The sequence below is a fragment of the Actinoplanes subtropicus genome (assembly GCF_000721705.1).
GTDB lineage: Bacteria > Actinomycetota > Actinomycetes > Mycobacteriales > Micromonosporaceae > Actinoplanes > Actinoplanes subtropicus.
Window position 1 is genome coordinate 181,337 of the sequence record NZ_JOJL01000005.1, and the last position, 15,148, is coordinate 196,484.

A 15,148-nucleotide genomic window follows, 5' to 3' on the forward strand; every position below is an offset into this window, starting at 1 on the left:
GTACGCCGGTAGCTTCGAGGCCATGAACGCGGACCGGCAGAAGCGGGTGTGGGACGACGCCGCGCCCCGGTACGACAGGCAGATCGCGTTTCTCGAGCGGCACTGGTTCACCGGCGGCCGGGAGTGGGTGTGCTCGCGGGCCCGCGGCCGGGTGCTCGAGATCGCCGTCGGGACCGGGCGCAACCTGCCGTTCTACCGCCCGGAGGTGACCATCACCGGGATCGAGCTGAGCACCGAGATGCTGGCCATCGCCCGCAAGCGGGCCGCCGATCTCGGCCGGGCCGCCGACCTGCGCGAGGGCGACGCGCAGAGCCTGCCGTTCGACGAGGCCTCGTTCGACACCGTGCTGTGCGCGCTGTCGCTGTGCACGATTCCCGACCCGGTGCGGGCGATCGCGGAGATGCACCGGGTGCTGGTGCCGGGCGGGACGCTGCTGCTGGTCGACCACGTCCGCAGCAGTTTCGCCCCGCTGCGGGCCGCACAGTGGGTGGCCGAGCAGGTCACGATCCGGACGGCCGGGGAGCACTTCACCCGGCGGCAGCTTCCCCTCGTACGCAAGCAGGGTTTTGATGTTGTGGAGAATGAGCGGCTCAAGGCCGGGACGGTGGAGCGGATCCGGGCGGTCAAGCGGCCGTGAGGGCGCCGCGGGCGGGCCGGTCGCGGCAACCACCCACTCGCCCGCGGCGCTTCGGACCGGGCGCCAGAAGCGTTCAGTCCACTTGCCGGCTCGCCGAGGGCGGCGGCGGGCTCGGCCGGGAACACGTCTTAGGCCGGAGCATATGCCCGAAGTGCATCGGTACACATAGGCCGGAGGGTTTCAGTCTGCACCGCGGATGTTCCCCCGGTGTTACACATGCGTCATGACCTTCTCGATCATCGCCCGTTCCGCCGACGGCCTCGCCCACGGTGTCGCGGTGGCCAGCAAGTTCCTCGGGGTCGGCGCCGCCGTGCCCGCCGCGCGGGCCGGGGTCGGCGCGGTCGCCACCCAGTCGTACGCGAATCTCGCCTACCGCCCGCAGACTCTGGCGCTGCTGGAGACCGGGGTCAGTGCCGCCAACACGGTGCAGGCGCTGATCGCCGGGGACGCCGGGCCGGTCGCCCAGCGGCAGGTCGGCGTGGTCGGCCCGGCGGGCGAGGGCGCCACGTTCACCGGCCGCGATTGTCACGCGTGGGCGGGCGGGACGACCGGCGACGGGTACGCGGTGCAGGGCAACATGCTGACCGGCCCGCAGGTGGTCGACGCGATGCAGGTGGCCTGGCAGGCGTCGGCGGCCGAGGCGCGGCTGGCGTACCGGCTGCTGGCGGCCCTGCGCGCCGGCGATCTCGCCGGCGGCGACCGGCGGGGCCGGCAGAGCGCCGCGCTCCTGGTCGTCGCCAAGGGCATGGGGTACGGCGGCACCAGCGACGTCTGGGTCGACCTGCGGGTGGACGACCACCCGGACCCGGTCGCCGAACTGACCCGCCTGCTCGACCTGCACACGCTGTACTTCGAACGGCCGGACCCGGCCACCCTGCTGCCGCTCGCCGGCCCGGTCGCCGAGGAGGCACGGGCTCTGCTGGCCGCGGCCGGCCACGACCAGCCCGACCTGCAGGACGCGCTCGCCGACTGGGCCGGCGTCGAGAACCTGGAGGAGCGCCTGGTCGCCGGCGCGATCGACCCGCTCGTCCTGGACCGGCTACGCGGCCGCTAGCGGCAGCCCCGCGACCGTCTCGTGCAGCGCCCTGGCCAGCGCCGCGGCCAGCGGCCGGATGCGGCGCACGGCGGTGACGATGCCGACGTAGCGGGACGGGCAGGGCGGCGCGATCGGCACGGTCGCCAGCCCGCCCTGGTCGGCGGTCAGCGCCACCTGCGGGATCATGCTCACCCCGACCCCGGCCCGCACCAGCGACTGCGCGAAGACGTAGTCGGTCCCCCGGCAGGCGGTCTGCACCTCGAACCCGGCCATCGCCGCGTAGTGGTGGAGCATGTCGCCGGTCGCCAGGCACCCGTGCACCCACCGCTCGCCGGCCAGGTCGCCCAGCGCCACCGTCTCGCGCCCGGCCAGCCAGTGCCCGGCCGGCAGCACGATCCACATCGGATCGTCCAGCAGCGGCGTCCAGATCAGGCCGGACCGGTCGCCCTTGCGGATCGGCGGCCCACCGTCGAAGTGGTACGCCAGGGCCAGATCCGCCCCGCCCGAGCGGTGGCCGGCCGCGGCCTGATCGCCGCGCTGGTGCTGCTGCCGGTGGCCGCCTCCCGGGGCACGCTGGGCGCGCTCCGCGAGCGCTGGGGAACCGTCGCGATCCTGGCGGTGGTGCACATCGTCGTGCCGTTCCTGCTCATCACGTACGGCGAGGTGCACATCACCTCCTCGCTCACCGGCCTGCTGATCGCGGTCGAGCCCGTCGTGATCGCCCTGCTGATGTCCCGCGCCGAGCCGCTGACCCGCGGCCGCGTCGCCGGCCTGGTCCTCGGTTTCGCCGGCGTCGCGGTGCTGGTCGGCCTGGACGTCTCCGGCGACCGCCTGGGCCTGCTCGGCGCGGGCATGGTCCTGCTCGCCGCGGTCAGCTACGGGGTGGCCACCATCTTCGTCCAGCGCCGCACCGCCGACATCCCGCCGGAGACCCTCGCCGGCGGCACCACCGCCATCACGACGCTGGTGCTCACCCCGTTCGCGATCCTGACCTGGCCGGCCGCGCCGGTGCACGCCGACGCCTGGCTGGCCCTGGCCGCGCTCGGCGTCTTCTGCACCGCCGTGGCGCTGCTGGCCTTCTACCGCCTCGTGGCGCTGGCCGGCTCCAACCGGGCCGGCCTGGTCACGTACGTGAACCCGGTGGTGGCCGTCCTGCTCGGTGTCCTCCTGCTGAACGAGCCACTGCGGTGGGGCACGGTCGCCGGCTTCGCCCTGGTGGTCGCGGGCTGCTGGCTCTCCACCCGCCCAGCACCCGTCCGGCCGGAGGTCACCGAGCCGGTCCCGGTCGGCTAGGCTCCGTCCGCCGGTCCGGGGGCCGCGACGAGGGCGGCCAGCCGGCATCACACCCGGGGAGATCCGCCCGACCACCCGGATCCGCCGCGCCGGCCGAGTAACTCGCGTCACAGCCTTGACTGTTGTCGCGACTACGGAATAGTGTTGCCGCGACAACATTATTCCCGCGAAGCGAGGGAGACGGGCGATGTACTCGTTCGGCGAAGAGATGGTCATCGAGGGCGACATCGAGGCGGTCTGGCAGGCCGCCACCGACGTGGCGAGCTGGCCCAGCTGGGATCCGCATGAGCAGAAGGCCCGCCTCGACGGCCCCTTCACGCCCGGCACCAAGGGCTGGAACAAGCCGCGCGGCGCCCCCGCGGGTACCTTCACCCTCGTCGACGTCGACCCGCGGCGGATGTGGTCGGCCCGGGCCGGCATCCCGTTCGGCAGCCTGCGCGGGGTCAACCGCTACGAGCCGCTGGGCGACGGGAGGGTGCGGGTGTCCAAGGTGTTCGAGGTGCACGGGCCGTTCGGGCCCATCTTCCGGCTGATCTGGGAGAAGGCGGTGCGCTCCGACATGCGCCTGACCTTCGAGGCCCTGCAGGCCGAGGCCCGGCGGCGAGCAGCGGCCGGTGGCTGAGCCGCGCGGGCCGCTGATGAGCCCCGGATTCTGGCTGCACCACGCGGCGCTGGAGTGGCGACAGCGACTCGACCGCGCGCTGCGGCCGCTCGGGCTCACCCCGACCCAGTTCAACCTGCTCGCCTCGATCGGCTGGCTCGATCGCACCCGTCCGTCGGCGCCCACCCAGCAGCAGGTCGCCGACCATGCCGGAGCGGACCGGATGATGGCCTCCAAGGTGCTGCGGACCCTTCAGGAGCGCGGGCTGGTGACCCGGGAGTCCGATTCGGGTGACGCCCGCTCGCTGCGGTTGCGCCTGACCGGCGAGGGTCGCAGCATCACCAGCCAGGCGGTCCGGATCGCCGTCGCGGTGGATGACGAGTTGTTCGCGGATCGGGGCGATCAGCTGCGCGAAGAGCTCCGGAGAGTCGCCGCCCAGCGCCTGTCCGGGCTGCTGCCACCGGCCGAACCGAAAGGAACGGATGTTTCCACCGATTGAGCCGTACGAGACGGGCCTGCTCGACGTGGGCGACGGCAACCACGTCCACTGGGAAGTGAGCGGCAACCCCGGCGGCAAGCCCGCCCTGGTCGTCCACGGTGGTCCCGGGTCGGGGTCGAGCGCGGGCACCCGCCGCTTCTTCGATCCGGCGCGCTACCGGATCGTCCTCTTCGACCAGCGCGGCTGCGGCCGGAGCACCCCGAGCGCCGCCGACCCGGCGACCGACATGCGGCACAACACCACCGAGCATCTGATCGCCGACATGGAGCGGCTACGGGTGCGGCTCGGCATCGACCGTTGGCTCCTGCACGGCGGTTCGTGGGGGTCGACGCTGATCCTCGCGTACGCCGAACGCCACCCCGAGCGCGTCTCCGAGATCGTCATCGCGGCCGTCACGATGACCCGCCGCTCGGACACGGACTGGCTCTACCGGGGCGTCGGCCGGTTCTTCCCGGCGGAGTGGGAACGCTTCCTCGCCGGCGCGCCCGGCACCCCGCCCGACGGCGATGTCGTCGGCGCCTATGCGCGGCTGATGGAGCATCCGGACGCCGCCGTGCGGGAGCGGGCGGCCGCGGACTGGTGCGCCTGGGAGGACGCCGTGCTCTCCGGCGAGACCAAGGACAAATTCCGGCCGTACGGCGATCGCCCGCCCGCCGCCCGGCTCGCCTTCGTGCGCATCTGCGCCCACTTCTTCGCCCACGGGGCCTGGCTCGAGGAGGGCGTGCTGCTGCGCGAGGCCGGGCGGCTGGCCGGCATCCCAGGTGTGCTGATCCACGGGCGGCTCGATCTGGGCGGGCCGCTGCGGACTGCCTGGGAGCTGCACCGGGCCTGGCCCGGCTCGGAGCTGATCGTGGTCGAGGAGGGCGGCCATCTGGCCACCTCGGTCACCCGGGAGCACGTGCTACCCGCCCTCGACCGGTTCGCCGGCTGAGGTCCCCATTCATGGCGCTCACTCCAGAAGAGATCACCAAACTTGCCCGATCTCGCCACGGGCCCCATCCGCGCCGCTTAGTTTGGTCGTGAAGCGGGCTGTTCGGGAGGGGGAGCGTGGAGCTACGCGACTACCTCCGGGTGGTGAGGCGGCAATGGTGGGTGATGGCCATCGCCGTGCTGGCCGCGCTCGGGATCACCCAGGTGATCAACAAGGAGATGCCCACCCAGTACGCCGCGACGGCCGTCTTCTTCGTCTCCGCGAACGCCCCGGAACCCTCGTCGGTCCTGGAGGGCTCGCTGTTCGTGTCGGCCCGGCTGAAGACGTACGAGGAGTTGCTCACCGGCGACCAGATGCTCACGGCGATCGAGGTGGAGACGCACACCGGGTTGACGCCGAAGGAGCTGCTGGATCGGATCGACGTGACCACCGAGAGCGACAGCGCCCTGCTGACGATCACCGTCACCGACGGCTCGCCGGACCGGGCCATGCGGATCGCTCAAGTGCTGATCTCGCTGTTCCCGGCCACCGTGCAGAAGCTGGAAGCGCGCCCCTCGAAGGACCCGCCCGCCACGGCCATCCTGCCCATCGAGCCGCTCGCCCGCCTCGATCCCGAGCCGGTCTCGCCCCGGCCATTGCACAACGACGCCCTGGCGGTCGCGGTGGGCCTGCTGCTCGGCGCCGCCGCCGCGGTGGTCCGGGAGGTCTCGGACAGCTCGCTCAAGGTGGCCGCGCCGCTGCCCGGCCTGACCGGCAAGCCGGTCCTCGCGCTGATCCCGGCCGACCCCAAGGCCCGCAGGCGGAAGGGCCCGTTCATCTCGGACAGCAATTCGCCCCGGGCCGAGGCGCTGCGGCAGCTTCGCACCAACGTCCAGTACGCCGACCGCGACCACCCCATCAAGATCCTCGCGGTGACCAGCCCGATGCCGGTCGAGGGCCGCTCGTCGACCGCGTGCGGGCTGGCCATCCTCTTCGCCGAGGCCGGCCAGCGGGTGCTGATCGTCGACGCCGAGCTACGGCAGCCGCGGCTCGCCACGTTCCTGGGCCGGGAGGGCTCGGCCGGGCTGACCACGGTGCTGGTCGGCGCGGCCTCGCTCGACCAGGTGCTGCAGCCGTGGGGCACCGGGCTGTGGCTGCTGGCCAGCGGGCACCGGCCGCCGAACCCGAGCGAGCTGCTCGGCTCGCCGAGGATGACCGAGCTGATCGACGAGCTGCGCGACCGGTTCGACAAGATCATCTTTGACTCGCCGGCGCTGCTGCCGGTCACCGACGGCGCCGTCGTGGCGGCCCGGGCCGACGGCACCCTGCTGCTCGTCCGCGCGCGCAAGACCACCGGAGCGCAGGTGGCCGCGGCCGTGCACGCGCTGGCCGCGGTCGACGCCCGCTTGCTCGGCACGGTGCTCACCATGGTCGCCGCCCCGCGCCGCCGCGGCGGCCTGCCGATCGCCGCCGACGCGGCCGGTCCGCCGCCGCCACCGCCGGCGCCCCGGCCCGGCCGGTGGGACGCCGTCGCGCTGAGCTGGGCCGCCTGACCGCGTTGCGCCACATTACGGCGCAATACGGCATATCATCCTAAAATGTGACCGACATGCCCTTCCTGAGCGTGGTGATCCCGTGCTGGAACGAGGCCCGGTTCGTCGCCGCCTTCCTGGACTCAGTGCTCGCCAACGACTACCCGGCGGACCGGATGGAGATCCTGCTCGTCGACGGCATGAGCGACGACGGCACCCGGGAGATCGTCCGGGAGTACGCCGCCCGGGAGAGCCGGCTGCGGATGGTCGACAACCCCGGCCGCAGCAAGCCGGTCGCCCTGAACCTCGGCATCGAGCAGGCGAAGGGCGAGGTCATCATCCGCCTGGACGTGCACGCCGTGTACGAGCACGACTACCTGCGCCGCTGCGTCGAGGGGCTGATCGAGCACCCCGATGCGGACAACGTCGGCGGCGTACGCCAGGCCCGGCCCCGCGACCACGACCTGCTCAGCCGGGCCATCTCGCTGGCCAACACGCACCCGCTCGCGGCCGGCAACGCGAAGTACCGGACCGGCGCGCCCGGACCGCGCTGGGTCGACACCGTCTTCGGCGGCTGCTACCGCCGCGAGGTCTTCGACCGGATCGGCCTGTTCGACGAGCGGCTCACCCGCACCCAGGACCTCGAGTTCAACCAGCGCCTGCGGGCCGCGGGCGGGAAGATCCTGCTGCTGCCGGACATCGTCTGCACCTACTACCCGCGCGGCGACTGGCCCGAGTTCGTCTCGTGGACGTTCCTCACCGGGTACTGGCCGTTCCGGGCGAGCCGCACGATCGGCCGGTGGATCGGCTCGTGGCGCACCGCGGTGCCGGCCGGTTTCGTGCTCGGGCTGGCCGGCGCCGCCGTGCTCGGACCGCGTTCGGTGCTCGTCCGGCGCGTGGCCGGGGCCGTGCTGGGCACGTACGGCAGCCTGATTTTGATCGCCTCGGCCCGCCTGGCCGCGCGCCATCGCGACCCCGGGCTCCTGGTCGGCATGCCGGTCGTCTTCGTGGCCACGCATGTCGTCTACGGCGCCGGTTCGATCGTGGGCATCCTGGACCCGGCCGGCAGGCGGCGATGACGGCCGGATACCGGACCGCGACGCGTACGCCGGAGATCGCGCCGCGCTACGAGGCCGCGAAGCGGGCCACCGACATCGCCCTGGCCGCCGCCGCGCTGGTCGTCACCGCCCCGGTGGCCGCCGCCATCGCCTGGCGGATCCGCTGGGAGGACGGCGGACCGGTGATCTTCGCGGGGCTGCGGGTCGGCCGGGACGGCAAGACGTTCCCCATGTTCAAGTTCCGCACCATGGTCATCGGCGCGGAACGCTCGGGCGTCTACCAGACCGCGAACGACGACCCCCGGCAGACCAGGACCGGGCGCTTCCTGCGCCGCTGGAAGCTGGACGAGCTGCCGCAGCTGGTCAACGTGCTGCGCGGCGACATGAGCCTGGTCGGCCCGCGCCCGCCGGTGGAGCGGGACGCCGCGCGATACACCCCCGAGCAGCGGCAACTGTTCCAGATCCGGCCCGGCATCACCGACTGGTCGTCGATCCGCTACCGCGACCTGGGCGCGATCCTCGCCGGCTGGCCCGACCCGCACGCCGCGTACGAGGCCCTGGTCCGGCCCCGGAAGATGGAGCTGGCACTGGCCTACCTGGAATGCCGGAGCTACGGCACGGACCTGCGGATCCTCGGGCTGACCGCGCTGGCCCTGCTGCGCTACCGGCGGATCGACGAGCTGCTGGAGCGCGTCGTGGCCGCCACCCGGACCCGCGCCTGACGACGTGCCGGCGAGGAGCTTGCTGGCCCGCGTGCCGGCCGGGGTGCGGCGGGACTATGTCGCCACGACGGCGGCACACTGGCTGACGCTCGCCGCCGGCCTGCTGCTGTTCCACCTCGTCGCCCGGCGGGCCGGGGTGGCCGGCTTCGCCTACTACCAGGTCGCCCGGGGCATGGTGTCCACCGTGCAGCCGCTCGCGCTGATCGGCCTGGTCTCCGCGCTGCACCGCTACCTGCCCCGGGCCGGCCGCCGGATCCGGGTGCTGGCCCGGCAGGCGTTCCTGCTGGAGGTCGTGCTGCTGAACGTGGTCGGCCTGGCCGCGGTGGCGCTGGCCGGCGACGTCGGCCGGTTGTTCGGCATCGGCGGCGCCCGCGAGGTGCGGGCGGCCGTGGTGCTGACCGCCGGCGTCTGCCTGTGCACCGTCTCGGCGGCGGCGCTGCGCGGCTGCGGGCAGGTGGGCCGGTCCGTGCTCGCCTCGCTGCTCGGTTTCGGCGTCCTGCCGCTGGCGGCGTTCCTCGTCACCAGCCGGATGCACGTCTTCCTCACTTTGCAGGGCGTCGCGATGACCGTCGTGGCTTGCTGGGGCATCGCGAAGGCCGGGCCGCGCCGGGCCGAACGCCGCGCCACGCCCCGGCCGGCGCCGCCGTTGCGCACCGTGCTGCGCTACGGGATCCGCCGGACGCCGGGCGATGTCGCGCTGCCCGGGCTGTTCGCCTTCCCCACCTTCTTCGTCGCGGCCACCTCGCACAGCACCGCGGAGGCCGGCTACGTCGGCTTCGCCACTTCGGCGATCACCCTGATCTGCGCGATCTTCGGCATGCTCAACCCGGTCCTGCTGCCCCGGCTCAGCGGGCACGCCGCCGACACCGAGGCCGCCGGCCGCACGTTCGGCGCCGAACTGGCCCACGGGCTCAAGGTGCTCCCGTTCGCGGCGGCCGGGGTGGCGGCCCTGGCCAGCGCGACGCTGCTGGTCGTCGCCACGCCGCTGGTGCACTGGTTCCTGGGCGGCGACTTCGCCGGGGCGGACACCATGATCCGCTTCGGCGCGCCGGTCTCCATCCCGCTCGCGGTGTACTACGCGGCCCGCCCGACGATCGACGCCCTGCGCGAGGCGCCGGTCACCACCGTGCTGCTGGTCGGCAGCCTGGCGGTCGAGGTGGTGGCCACCTACGGTGCCGCCGCCCTGGGGCTGGACGCCTGGCAGGCGGCGCTGGCCGGTTTCGGCGCCGCCGCGGTCGCGCTCGCCGTGTCCTCGTACCTCGCACTGCTGCGCGCGATCCCGGTTCCGGCCAGCAGATCAAAACCATGATTGCGTACGCCCGGCCCAGCCCCGTCGTGGTCGTGTCCGTCTTCGTGGCCACCCTGTCCGGGCACTTCACGCTGGAGCGGGCCGGGCTGGCCATCCCGGTGCTCAACGACGTACGCGTGCTGCTCTTCTCCGCCGTGCTCATGGCGTTCGCCCTCGAGGTGAACCACGCCGGGATCCACCCGCTGCACTCCGCCCCGGCCCGGCGGGCCCTGCAGCCGCTCCTGGTGCTGTTCACCTACCAGATGCTCTCGGCGGCGTGGGCGCCCGGCAACGCGGTCATCCACGACGTCCTGGGCGACTTCGTGGCGATGACCATCCTCGTCGTCGTCTACACCGCCCTCGCCGAATGGGACCGCGACCGGGTGTTCCGGCTGACGATGGGCTGCTGGTACGCGGCCGCCTGGCTGTATTTCCTGTACGCGGCGTCCGGCCACGGCCACACCCAGGCCGGCCGCTGGTCGGCGTTCAGCGGCGGCCCGAACGTCTTCGTCCGCGTCGAGGTCCTCGGCCTGATCGCCACGGCGTACTTCTACTTCCGCAGCCGCGGCCGCTCCCTCTGGCTGATCTCCGCCCCGGCGTTCCTGGTCGGCTCGATCGCCTCGGGCTCCCGCGGCGGCCTGGTCTCGCTCGGCGTCATCAGCACCATCGCGATGCGCAGCCTGGTCCGCTTCGCCCGGCAGTACGGCGGCTTCAAGCCCCTGGCCGCCCTCCCCGTCCTCGGCGGCGTGGTCTGGTTCCTGTTCGGCGACCAGATCATGTTCCTGATCAACAACCGGTTCATCGCCACCACGCTGCAGAAGCACCAGAGCGCCGGCCGCGACGTGCTGTACGAGAAGGGCCTCGGCCTGTTCCTGGAGGAACCCATCGTCGGCGTGGGCGTGCACGGCTTCTACGCCATCACCGACCTGGGGCCCGGCGAGAAATACGTGCACAACCTGCCGCTGGCGGTCGCGGCCGAGGGCGGCGCGGTCGGCCTGATCCTGCTGGCGGTGGCCTTCTGGGCGCTGCGCCACGAGTACGCCGCGACCCCCAAGCCTCAGCGAACACTGTCCGGCCGGGCGGCGGGTTACTGCGGCATCTTCATCCTGAGCGCCAGCTTCTTCTCCGGCGACTACTACGACGGCCGCCTGATGTGGATCTTCCTGCTGTTGGCGGCGGTCCCGGCGGATCCGCCGCGGCCGCCCAGCCCCGCGCACCGGCCGGCGCGGCCCCGGGCCGGCCGGTCGATGAGCGCTCGGCGTTGACGCGGTGGTCGAGGTGATCGGCCCCGGCATCCGGGCGCGGATCATCGAGGAAAAGCCGAATACGGGCCCAGTCGGCTTGATGACAACGGGTGCCACGCGCCGTTGCCCCGGTCCTATTGTCGGCTGATAAAGCGCGGGTTCCCACGCCTCCCACCAGGGCACCCGGACGTCCGGAACAGCGGCGTCGGACATTTGTCGACCAATGTCAATACCTTTTGATCAGCGCGCATCGCGCATTAATCGATCGGGCAAAAAGGAAGCGTGCGTCATGTCCGACGACGAGACGGTCATTGCTCCCGGCGGTCCGCGACCGCGATCGTCGACCCACCTGGTACCGCCCGGGTCGGTCGTGGTCGCGGGGGCGGACGGCTCCCTCTCGGTGCGCGACGCGGCGGAGGTGGAACGCGAGAAAGGACGGGCCATGGCGGACACGGAGAGCGGTCCCCAGAGGCAGCAGGAACAGCAGGGCGGGCCCGACGACCTCGTCCTGACCCCCGGCGGGCTCCGGCGCCGATCCCAGGTGCACGAGGTGCCGCCCGGCCACCGCCTCCGGCTGCGGGAGCAGCGGATGGAGACGCTGGCGCCCGACGGCCGGGTCGTCACCGACCACGGCGTGATGCCGGTCCGGCCGTTCGGCCGGCCGCTCATGCCGTTCCAGGTGCGACGCCCGGAAAGGGAAGCGGAAACGGCCATCCCGGCTCTGGGCAGCGGCTGGATCACGTACGCGTCGTGGCTCAACGACACCGGCACCCCGGTGTCCCGCTTCACCACCACCTGGACCGTGCCACCCGCGCCGGCCACCAGCAACGGGCAGACCATCTTCCTCTTCAACGGCATCCAGAACTCCACGATGATCTACCAGCCGGTGCTGCAGTGGGGACCGTCGGCCGCCGGCGGCGGCGCGAAATGGTCGGTCGCGAGCTGGTACGCGGACGGCCAGACCGGCCAGTCGTTCCATTCGACCCTGGTCGATGTCGACGAGGGCGACGTCCTCACCGGCGTGATGACGCTGACCGGGCAGGGTCCGGCCGGGTTCAGCTACGACTGCGAGTTCACCGGCATCGCCACCGCGGGCCTGCCGATCCAGGACGTCGAGGAGCTGACCTGGTGCATCGAGACCCTTGAGGCGTACGGCGTGACGGTCGCGTCCGACTACCCGAACTCGTCGTACACCGCGATGCGCGGCATCGGCATCGACACCGGGACGACCCACCCGTCGTTCACCTGGACCGGCCACAACGACGTCACCGACACCGGGCAGCACACGCTGGTCGAGAACGAGGACGTGTCGGCCGACGCCGGCGAGGTCGACATCTGGTACCGGCCCAGCCCGTACTGGGTCTCGGGCTTCGGCAGCATCGCCCCGGGCACCTCGCAGGACTGGTGGTTCTCCTGGGGCGGCACCGGCGACGTCGGACCGCAGCTGATCCAGGCCCAGCCGGTCGAGCCGTCGGGCGAGCTGGTGACCGTCCAGGTCAGCGAGACCTCGGACACCAACGGGCACCTCGGCTATCACGCGACGGTCCGCAACGACGGCCCGTCGGCGGTCCGCTTCCAATGGCGCGGTGGCGGCCGTTAGGGCCGTACCCGAATCTTTCAGGAGAGGTTATGGCATGGACATCCGGATCCGGGACGATCGGTCCCGGCGTCTCGCAGGACTGGTGGTTCTCGTGGGGCGGCAACGGTGACGTCGGCCCCCAGCTGATCCAGGCCGAGCCGCTCGGACCCTCGGGCGAGCTGGTCACCACCCAGACGGCGGAGAGCCTCGACACCAACGGTCACATCACCTATCACGCCGTCGTACGCAACGACGGCGCCAACCCGGTCGCGTTCCAGTGGCGCGGCGGCGGCTTCTGATCCCCTGAGGAGGGTGGCATGCGCATCGTTCACGTACTGCTCGACGAGAAGGACAACGTGCTGGGCACGTCGGACGGCGAGCCGAAGGCCGGCACCGGCGCGCCGACCGCCCGGCTGGTGCCGCGGGACGGGCAGCGGGTGGTCGACGTCCGCATCGACGACGAGCTGAACGGCCTCGAGCCGGCCAAGTTCTACCAGGAGCTCAAGTCCCGGATCTGACCGGAGGCCGCTTCCGGAACCCCGATTCCTTGTTCGACGTTCGAGGTGGTGGGGTCAGGCCGCTCGAGTAGTGGGTTGGCCCCAGCGTCGTCGTCGTTCGCGGCGGATGCGGGCGCGTAGTCGCCCGAATTGGGCCTCGGTCGGCTTGGCCCAAGAGGCGTACTCAACCTTGTTCCGAGCCGCCCACGCACGGATCCGCAGCGCCTGCGTAATTGCCTCGCCGGGGCGACGCCGGCGACCTACGATCAGCGACCATGATCGGGAGTTGGATCGGCGGCGTGGAGCGGGTGGCGGTCCTCACCGGCGCCGGTATCTCGACGGACTCCGGGATCCCTGACTACCGGGGACCGTCCGGCGTGTGGACCCTCGATCCGGCGCTGGTCAAGGCGTTCACGTATCAGTCGTTCATGGCCGACCCGGGCGTCCGGGCGGCGTTCTGGCACACCTACCGCGAGCACCCGGCCTGGCAGGCCCAGCCGAACGCGGCGCACCACGCGCTCGCCGGCCTGGAACGCTCCGGCGTGGCGGTCCGCGTCCTGACGCAGAACGTGGACGGGTTGCAGCAGCGCGCCGGCTCCAGCCGGCGCAAGGTGCTCGAGTTGCACGGCACGATGCACGAGGTGATCTGCACCGGCTGCGGCCGGCGTACGCCGAGCGAACAGACGATGGCCCGGGTCGAAGCGGGAGACAGCGACCCCCGGTGCACCGACTGCGGAGCGATCCTGAAGCTGGCCGTCGTGCTGTTCGGCGAGCACCTCGACCCTGCCACCACCGGCCTGGCCGAGCGGATCGCCGCCAACGCCGAACTCCTGCTCGCCGTCGGTAGCTCGTTGCGGGTCGAGCCGGTCGCTTCGCTGTGCGCGGTGGCAGTCAACGCCGGCAGCCGGCTGGTGATCGTCAACCGCGATCCGACTCCCTACGACGACCTCGCCGTCGAGATCATCCGGGAACCGATCGGGGTGGCCCTCCCCCAGATCTGCGCCGCCATCAGCAAGACCGTCCAAGCCGTCGGCTGAACGGACCGGACACCGGCCAGGAACGGCGGGTCCCTCCGTCCGATGCCGCAACGGCGACCCCCGACTTCGTGCAGCGCGAGAATCGCGGCTAAATGAATGCGCCTCTGGCTCTATCGTCGGTAGTGGGCAGCGATCGGGGCACAACGACCGCGGCGCCGTCTCCCGCCGATAGGAAGGGGTTCAAGAATTAGCGTCGAAGGCGTTGGCCGCCTATCGCATGTCCTGTGGCTTGGCGGCCCGGCCGGAGCTGGCAAGACGACCGTGACGCGCCGGCTCGCTCGCCGGCACGGGCTACGTTGGTACAACTGCGACGCGCAAACCTGGCAGCACCTCGACCGGGCGGTGGCCGGCGGCGTCCGCAATGCTCAGCGGTTCGCCGCGCTGACCCCGGAGCAACGCAGGCTCGCTCGGCCGGAGGAGATCGAGTACGACCGGGGACCGCTGATCGTCGAGGACCTGTGCGCGCTGCCGGACTTCCCGATCATCGTGGTCGACGGCCCACCGCCCGCCGCCACAGCCGCCGTCGCGGGCCAAGCGGTGTGGCTGCTGCCTTCACCCTCCGTACAGCGGGCCCGGCTTGAACAACGGCACCCGGACGGGGTGCCACCCCGGTATCTGCGGCAGTGGGGCCCCGTCACCGAACCCGCGGCGGCCTCGGGCCCGGCGATCCTGCGGGTGGACAATCTGAGCGTCGCCCAGATTGTTGCGCGGGTGGAGCGGGTGTTCGCCCGCCGGTTGACCGACGGCCCGGTGGCGACCACCGTGGCGCAACGCCGAGAACTGCTCCGATACACCAATCAGAGCATCGTCTCGCAGTGCCTGGGCTGGCTCGCGCACCAGCCAAAGGCCGGCATCCGGCCCGCGGCCCAGCTGTTCGACTGCGAATGCGCGCGACCCGACTGCACCGCCTTGGTCGAACTGCCGGTCGAGACGGCCCGATCGGCGACAGCGACCGAGCCGCCCGCTGTCCTCGCCGCCGGGCACCACCTGTAGCGGCAACTCGACGAGCGCAGTCGCGGCCACCGAGTCCGCGAGAGTAGCTGCATCGACGGTAGGTGGCACCACCCCCATCACCACCACGTCCCACGCCAGGAGTAACACTCCGTAGTGACCTGATCGGCCGGGTAGCGACGGCGCATTGCTGCGCCGTCGCCCCCTCAGAACCGGACGTGCACGTTTCCATGCATCCGGCTCAAGCAAGCCCTGTGGGCCGCT

Annotated in this window: 17 protein-coding genes and 1 pseudogene; 16 read left to right on the top strand and 2 right to left on the bottom strand. The window is 72.2% G+C overall.

All coding sequences use genetic code 11. The features are described 5' to 3' along the window. Window positions 1-22 precede the first annotated feature (22 nt). Window positions 23-637, top strand: coding sequence for a class I SAM-dependent methyltransferase (locus IH26_RS0109415; protein WP_030435747.1), 615 nt, complete (start codon window positions 23-25; stop codon window positions 635-637). 223 nt (window positions 638-860) lie between these two features. After that, window positions 861-1,691, top strand: a complete 831-nt coding sequence (locus IH26_RS0109420) for a DUF1028 domain-containing protein (protein ID WP_030435748.1) — start codon at window positions 861-863, stop codon at window positions 1,689-1,691. Here the strand turns inward: IH26_RS0109420 and IH26_RS0109425 are convergent. Then, complete coding sequence (locus IH26_RS0109425; RefSeq protein WP_245665069.1) at window positions 1,677-2,165, bottom strand: LysR substrate-binding domain-containing protein; 489 nt, start codon at window positions 2,163-2,165, stop codon at window positions 1,677-1,679. The genes IH26_RS0109420 and IH26_RS0109425 overlap by 15 nt on opposite strands. Between IH26_RS0109425 and IH26_RS0109430 the strand changes: the two genes are divergently transcribed. The 12 genes from IH26_RS0109430 (at window position 2,148) to IH26_RS0109485 (ending at window position 12,917) form a co-directional block, all read left to right on the top strand. Then, on the top strand, window positions 2,148-2,966 hold the full coding sequence (locus IH26_RS0109430; RefSeq protein WP_245665061.1) for a DMT family transporter: 819 nt from the start codon (window positions 2,148-2,150) through the stop codon (window positions 2,964-2,966). The two genes, IH26_RS0109425 and IH26_RS0109430, sit on opposite strands and share 18 nt — an antisense overlap. Before the next feature lie 187 nt (window positions 2,967-3,153). After that, entirely contained in the window at window positions 3,154-3,588 is a 435-nt protein-coding gene (locus tag IH26_RS0109435) for an SRPBCC family protein (protein ID WP_030435750.1), read from the top strand. Further along, window positions 3,581-4,066, top strand: a complete 486-nt coding sequence (locus IH26_RS0109440; protein WP_157437131.1) for a MarR family winged helix-turn-helix transcriptional regulator — start codon at window positions 3,581-3,583, stop codon at window positions 4,064-4,066. The genes IH26_RS0109435 and IH26_RS0109440 overlap by 8 nt, the downstream gene beginning before the upstream one ends. After that, window positions 4,050-4,997 (top strand): prolyl aminopeptidase, encoded by a 948-nt coding sequence (gene pip, locus IH26_RS0109445; RefSeq protein WP_030435752.1) that lies wholly within the window; start codon window positions 4,050-4,052, stop codon window positions 4,995-4,997. Before IH26_RS0109440 ends, pip begins: the two co-directional genes overlap by 17 nt. A gap of 116 nt (window positions 4,998-5,113) precedes the next feature. Continuing rightward, complete coding sequence (locus tag IH26_RS0109450) at window positions 5,114-6,529, top strand: tyrosine-protein kinase domain-containing protein (protein ID WP_245665063.1); 1,416 nt, start codon at window positions 5,114-5,116, stop codon at window positions 6,527-6,529. Window positions 6,530-6,585: 56 nt separating this feature from the next. Further along, window positions 6,586-7,587 carry a glycosyltransferase family 2 protein gene (locus tag IH26_RS0109455; RefSeq protein WP_030435754.1) on the top strand — a complete coding sequence of 334 codons (1,002 nt, stop codon included), beginning with the start codon at window positions 6,586-6,588 and terminating at the stop codon, window positions 7,585-7,587. Then, window positions 7,584-8,288, top strand: coding sequence for a sugar transferase (locus IH26_RS0109460; protein ID WP_245665065.1), 705 nt, complete (start codon window positions 7,584-7,586; stop codon window positions 8,286-8,288). The genes IH26_RS0109455 and IH26_RS0109460 overlap by 4 nt, the downstream gene beginning before the upstream one ends. Before the next feature lie 4 nt (window positions 8,289-8,292). Further along, window positions 8,293-9,597 (top strand): lipopolysaccharide biosynthesis protein, encoded by a 1,305-nt coding sequence (locus tag IH26_RS0109465; RefSeq protein ID WP_157437132.1) that lies wholly within the window; start codon window positions 8,293-8,295, stop codon window positions 9,595-9,597. Further along, window positions 9,594-10,841, top strand: coding sequence for an O-antigen ligase family protein (locus IH26_RS0109470; RefSeq protein WP_030435757.1), 1,248 nt, complete (start codon window positions 9,594-9,596; stop codon window positions 10,839-10,841). The genes IH26_RS0109465 and IH26_RS0109470 overlap by 4 nt, the downstream gene beginning before the upstream one ends. Before the next feature lie 268 nt (window positions 10,842-11,109). Continuing rightward, complete coding sequence (locus tag IH26_RS0109475) at window positions 11,110-12,420, top strand: hypothetical protein (RefSeq protein ID WP_030435758.1); 1,311 nt, start codon at window positions 11,110-11,112, stop codon at window positions 12,418-12,420. A 29-nt stretch (window positions 12,421-12,449) separates the two neighbouring features. Next, window positions 12,450-12,698, top strand: a complete 249-nt coding sequence (locus tag IH26_RS0109480; RefSeq protein ID WP_030435759.1) for a hypothetical protein — start codon at window positions 12,450-12,452, stop codon at window positions 12,696-12,698. Window positions 12,699-12,716: 18 nt separating this feature from the next. Then, window positions 12,717-12,917 carry a hypothetical protein gene (locus IH26_RS0109485; protein ID WP_030435760.1) on the top strand — a complete coding sequence of 67 codons (201 nt, stop codon included), beginning with the start codon at window positions 12,717-12,719 and terminating at the stop codon, window positions 12,915-12,917. A gap of 54 nt (window positions 12,918-12,971) precedes the next feature. On the opposite strand, the pseudogene IH26_RS64480 reads toward IH26_RS0109485, so the two are convergent. Next, window positions 12,972-13,112 (bottom strand): annotated as a pseudogene (locus IH26_RS64480) (IS630 family transposase); the annotation flags it as partial. A gap of 59 nt (window positions 13,113-13,171) precedes the next feature. Here IH26_RS64480 and IH26_RS0109490 point away from each other — a divergent pair. Both IH26_RS0109490 and IH26_RS0109495 read left to right on the top strand, forming a co-directional pair. Next, window positions 13,172-13,933: an SIR2 family NAD-dependent protein deacylase gene (locus IH26_RS0109490; protein ID WP_030435761.1), complete on the top strand. Its 762-nt coding sequence runs from the start codon at window positions 13,172-13,174 to the stop codon at window positions 13,931-13,933. Between the two features lie 261 nt (window positions 13,934-14,194). After that, complete coding sequence (locus tag IH26_RS0109495; RefSeq protein WP_051807839.1) at window positions 14,195-14,926, top strand: hypothetical protein; 732 nt, start codon at window positions 14,195-14,197, stop codon at window positions 14,924-14,926. The last annotated feature ends 222 nt before the right edge of the window (window positions 14,927-15,148 follow it).